This window comes from Clostridium sp. TJA038, assembly GCF_058310255.1.
Genome location: NZ_JBZEFA010000026.1, coordinates 1 through 1,325, shown reverse-complemented (window position 1 = coordinate 1,325; position 1,325 = coordinate 1). Strand labels below are relative to the sequence as shown.

The following is a 1,325-nucleotide window of genomic DNA, read 5'->3' as shown; positions in this document are numbered from 1 at the left end:
GGATAAAGTCCGTATAATTGTGTAAAAGTAAAAAGGCCATATAACAGTCCTTTTACGGTACAATGTTTTTAACGACAAAAACATACCCAGGAGGACTTTTACATGACCCAAGTACATTTTACACTGAAAAGCGAAGAGATTCAAAGCATTATTGAATATTCTGTAAAGGATGACGTTTCTAAAAATATTTTAACAACGGTATTTAATCAACTAATGGAAAATCAACGAACAGAATATATTCAAGCAAAAGAATATGAACGAACAGAAAACCGACAAAGTCAACGAAATGGCTATTATGAGCGCAGCTTTACGACACGTGTAGGCACGCTAGAATTAAAAGTACCCAGAACACGTGATGGCCATTTTTCACCCACAGTGTTTGAACGTTATCAACGAAACGAAAAAGCCCTCATGGCTTCAATGTTGGAAATGTATGTATCAGGCGTTTCAACTCGTAAAGTATCAAAAATTGTGGAAGAACTTTGTGGTAAATCCGTCTCTAAGTCCTTCGTTTCTAGCTTAACAGAACAGCTAGAACCTATGGTTAACGAGTGGCAGAATCGTTTATTATCAGAAAAAAATTATCCTTACTTAATGACCGATGTACTCTATATAAAAGTACGAGAAGAAAATCGAGTACTCTCAAAAAGCTGTCATATAGCGATTGGAATAACCAAAGATGGCGACCGTGAAATTATCGGCTTCATGATTCAAAGTGGCGAAAGCGAAGAGACCTGGACAACATTTTTTGAATACCTAAAAGAACGCGGTTTACAAGGTACGGAACTCGTTATTTCTGATGCGCACAAAGGATTAGTCTCTGCCATTAGAAAATCCTTCACCAACGTAAGTTGGCAAAGATGCCAAGTTCACTTCCTAAGAAATATCTTTACCACCATTCCTAAAAAAAATTCAAAATCTTTCAGAGAAGCTGTTAAAGGAATTTTTAAGTTCACAGATATTAACTTAGCGCGTGAGGCTAAAAATCGATTGATTCATGATTATATCGATCAACCAAAATATTCAAAAGCTTGCGCATCATTGGATGATGGATTCGAAGACGCCTTTCAATATACCGTACAAGGAAATTCCCACAATCGACTAAAGAGTACCAATCTAATTGAACGACTGAATCAAGAAGTACGCAGAAGAGAAAAGATTATTCGCATCTTCCCCAATCAAACATCAGCCAATCGCTTAATTGGAGCCGTTCTTATGGACCTACATGATGAATGGATTTATTCTTCAAGAAAATACATCAATTTTGATAAGTAGAAATGGTAAAAACATTGTATAGCATTTTACACAGGAGTCTGGACTTGACT

At 36.3% G+C, this 1,325-nt stretch carries 1 protein-coding gene; it reads left to right on the top strand.

All coding sequences use genetic code 11. The features are described 5' to 3' along the window. Positions 1-102: 102 nt before the first annotated feature. Positions 103-1,275: an IS256-like element IS256 family transposase gene (locus AC4FQV_RS11845; RefSeq protein WP_000195429.1), complete on the top strand. Its 1,173-nt coding sequence runs from the start codon at positions 103-105 to the stop codon at positions 1,273-1,275. Positions 1,276-1,325: the final 50 nt, after the last annotated feature.

What these genes read in the sequence shown, in the direction of transcription:
- AC4FQV_RS11845 (WP_000195429.1), top strand. Translation starts at nt 103, where the DNA reads ATGACCCAAGTACATTTTACACTGAAAAGCGAAGAGATTCAAAGCATT.